Source organism: Micromonospora sp. 4G55 (assembly GCF_016803375.1).
In genome coordinates, this window is the sequence record NZ_JAEVHN010000613.1 from 1 (window position 1) to 3,621 (window position 3,621).

Here is a 3,621-nt window from a genome sequence, read left to right on the forward strand (position 1 = left end):
GTGGCAAGCTGTCCGGCCACGAGGGGCGCGGGGGCGTCGCGGCGGTCAGCCGTTGCCGTCGGCGTCGCCTAGGCCGGGCGCGTGGACGGTGGCGATGCCCGGGCCGGGCGCGTGGACGGTGGCGATGCCCGGGCCGCCGCTGCTCAGGCCCAGTCCTCGGCGGGGTCGGTGGCGATGCCCGGGCCGGCGCGTGACGGTGGCGATGCCCGGGCCGCCGCTGCTCAGGCCCAGTCCTCGGCGGGGTCGGCGTCGCTCGCGGCGGGCGTGTCGTCGGCGCGGGTGGGCGGGGGGCCGCCGTGCGTCCACGGCGTCTCCTCCGGCGTCGGGAACGCCCCGGCGGGCAGGAACGCCTCGGACAGGGTGGTGTAGCAGAGCCGCTCCCCCACCTCCGGCACGCTGCCGGGCGGCGCGGTCAGCCCCCGGCCCATCGCGCCGGAGAGTTCCAGCACCACCTCGGTCTTGCCGTCCGCCGCCGGGGTCAGGAAGACCACCCTGGCCTTCTGCGCCGGCCGGGCCGGCGAGTGGAGCGTCGTGCCGACCGGCACCAGCACCGGCTCGGTGGTGACGAGCTGGATCCGGGGGCGCAGCACCGGCCGCTTCCCCGTGTCGTCGAGCCGCTTCGGATCGGCCAGCGTCACGTCCCCGACGAACGCCTCCCCGGTCAGCCGATGCTCAGCCATCACCAGCGGATCGTCGTAGGCGCGCTGCACCGCGTACGTGGTCAGGGCGCGTTCCAGCCGATGCAGCCGCTGGGCGGCCACCACCGCGCCGTCGCGCCGGGGCTGCGGGCCGCCGCCCGCGTCGACGTGCTCGGCGTGGCCGGTGAACGCGTCCTTGTCGCCGTCCCAGCGGCCGGCCACCCGGGCCCCGGGCGGCAGGGTCCGCAGCAGCCCGACGCCGCGCCACATCAGCTCCCAGGTGGGCGCCAACTGGTCGCGCAGCACCCGCTCCAGCTCCGCGTACGCCGCGCCGCGCGCCACCGGGTCGTCCCCCGCGTCGGCGTACGCGGCGACGGCCGGGGCGAGCACCCGGTTGTCGAACTCCGGATCGGTGGCCGGGCCGGCGGGCGGACAGACCGCCGCGTCCTCGGCCCGGGCGGCCGCCTGCGCCCCGGTCATGCCGGCCGGCGGATCGATCCAGCCGAGCAGTGCCGGCAGGTGCAGGTCCTCCACCACGCTCTGGCCGGTGGCCCAGTGCAGGCTCAGCGCGTCGGTCATCGCCACCAGCGCCGACGAGCCGGGGTGCTCGGCCCGCTCGGCGAAGAAGGTCAGCCACCGCCCGAGCAGCGGCACCGACGGGTGCACCGGGTGCTCGCCGTCCGGGCGGCGGAACCGGGTGGAGCGGCCCAGCAGCCGCAGGAAGGTGATCCCGGCCGGGTTCGGCACCAGCAGCTGCGGCGCGTCGACGTACCGGTGCCGGACGTCGCGGCCCCGGTCGATCGGCACCGCCTCGGTGACGTCGCGGAACTCGTCGAGGTAGGGCAGCACGGTGGCGGCCAGCTCGGCGGCGAAGCGGAAGCGCTGGTCCCGGTTGCGGGGCTGCGGCACGATCAGCAGCCGCGCCTCGTCGGGGGCCGCGCCGACCAGCGCCGCCAGTGGCGCGTTCGCCTCGCCGGCCATGGCCAGCGGCACCACCACCAGCGGGCGCTCCGACAGGTGCAGGTGCCGGACGGTGGCCACCGGCTGGGCCACCCCGGCGGCCAGCGCCTCGTCGACCCGCCGGCCCAGTTCGGCGCGCACGTCGGCGACCACGTCGGTGTAGGTGGCCAGCTCGCGCATCCCCCGCGAGTGCCCGCGCCAGTGCATGAGCACCCAGGGACAGCCGGCGTCGCGCACCACCCGGGCCATGTCCGGGTCGGCGAGCCCGCCGGAGACGTCGTTGACGACGGTGGCCCCGGCGGTCAGGGCCGCCTCGGCAACCGAGGCCCGGCTGGTGTCGATGCTCACCGCCACGCCGGCCGCGGCCAGCTCCCGGATCACCGGCAGGACCCGGGCCGCCTCGGTCGCGGGGTCGACCCGGTCGGCGCCCGGCCGGGTGGACTCGCCACCGACGTCGATCAGCGCGGCGCCCTCCGCCCGCAGCCGTACCCCGTGTGCGACCGCGGCGTCGAGGTCGGCGTAGCGGCCACCGTCGGAGAAGGAGTCGGGCGTGACGTTGAGGACGCCCATCACCACCGGGGCCTGCGCCCGTACCAGATCGGTCACGACTAGACGGTACCGGTCGTCCACGCCCGCTCCGGCGGCCCCCTGACATGCGCATTGGAACAGGTGTACGATCGGTCGTCCGGGTCGAATCGGGCCGACTCTTCGCGGGTTGTCGCAAAGGAGGGCGGGCCGTACGCTGTGGAATTGCCCAGCATCGAGATGGCGAAGCCTGGAGGGAGGGCCGAAGCGGGAAGAATCCCCCCCAAAGCTCACCACTCTCCGTGGTGGGTAACGAACGTAGCGTCGCCGACGCTGCGCTGAGTGAGCACATTTCCCGCCAGGCTTGCCTACTGCACCGCCGCGGCACCGCCGGCCGCGACATGGGGAGGTTCCAGTGATCGCCTTCGAGCTCATGCAGACGGCGACGTCCGGCGTCGCGCAGGCCCTGCACACCCTGGCGACGACACCGCTCGCCGAAGAGGCTCCGAAGGGCATCGACACCAACGGCGTCGTCACCTTCTTCGCCAGCAAGATCGCGCCGATCCTGCTCGCCGTGCTCGGTGTCATCTTCATCGGCCGGGCCAGCCGGGGTGAGATCTCCAAGGTGCTCACCAGCTCGGCCATCGCGATCGTCGGCCTGGCCTTCATCGCCGGGGCGGCCACACTCTTCTTCGTCGGTGACTACCTGATCGACCTGATCTTCGAATAGGCCCGGGCGAGACATGCGGCTGCGCACCGACGACGACATCTACCGGGCTCGCCTGGTCTACCTCGGGCCGCCCGGCTACACCCTTCCCGTCCACCTGCCGTACGCCCAGTACGGCCTGTTCATGCTGCTCGTACCCCTCTACATGTTCATCCACTGGCTGTTCACGCTGCAGGTCGAGCTCTTCCCCGCCTGGGAGATCGCGCTCGCCATCGTGAGCACCTCGTTCATCTTCCGGTACGTCGACCCGGACCGGCCGGCACGGATGGTCATCCGCACCGCCCTGACCGACTGGCGACGCACCCGGGAGCCGGCCGCTGAGCTGCGGGACCCCCGCCTGGTCGGCAGCCGGATCAGGATCCGGGAGGAACTGGCATGACCGGGCGTACGTCGATCGGGCAGTCGAACCACGCGGGTGAGGCGGTCGCATGAGTCGCTCTTCCACGCCGGGTTTCCCGGCCGGACGGCACAGCGCCCCACACGGTAACCGTGCGCGGTCGCTCGACTACCCGGAGGAGGAGATCCAGGACGAGCAGCCGTCCGACCCGGCTCTGGTGACCAGTCCCGGGCAGGGTGGCGTCGGCGTCTTCCAGCCGCCGCGGCCGACGAACGGCCGGGGCGTACCGCCGGTCGAGCCGAGCCCGCCGATGCTCGTCGGCGACGGCACCGACATCGACTCCCCGTTCCTCGACCTCTTCCGGCGGCCCCGGCGCGCCGCCGCGCCCCGGCCCGCCGCCCCCGGTGTCGTCCCCGCGCCGCGGCCGGGAGCAC

Annotated in this window: 2 protein-coding genes and 2 pseudogenes; 3 read left to right on the plus strand and 1 reads right to left on the minus strand. The window is 74.4% G+C overall.

Annotated elements, in window-relative coordinates:
* Window positions 1-1,685 precede the first annotated feature (1,685 nt).
* A pseudogene (gene folP / locus JNW89_RS38330) lies at window positions 1,686-2,204 on the minus strand (dihydropteroate synthase); the annotation flags it as partial.
* A gap of 334 nt (window positions 2,205-2,538) precedes the next feature.
* Between folP and JNW89_RS30980 the strand changes: the two are divergent.
* The 3 genes and pseudogenes from JNW89_RS30980 to JNW89_RS30990 form a co-directional block, all read left to right on the plus strand.
* Window positions 2,539-2,853: a hypothetical protein gene (locus tag JNW89_RS30980; protein ID WP_088959938.1), complete on the plus strand. Its 315-nt coding sequence runs from the start codon at window positions 2,539-2,541 to the stop codon at window positions 2,851-2,853.
* Between the two features lie 13 nt (window positions 2,854-2,866).
* Window positions 2,867-3,229, plus strand: coding sequence for a hypothetical protein (locus JNW89_RS30985; protein ID WP_067302246.1), 363 nt, complete (start codon window positions 2,867-2,869; stop codon window positions 3,227-3,229).
* A 49-nt stretch (window positions 3,230-3,278) separates the two neighbouring features.
* Window positions 3,279-3,621, plus strand: a pseudogene (locus JNW89_RS30990) (hypothetical protein); the annotation flags it as partial.

Coding starts and splice junctions, on each gene's coding strand:
- JNW89_RS30985 (WP_067302246.1), top strand. CDS start 2,867: ATGCGGCTGCGCACCGACGACGACATCTACCGGGCTCGCCTGGTCTAC.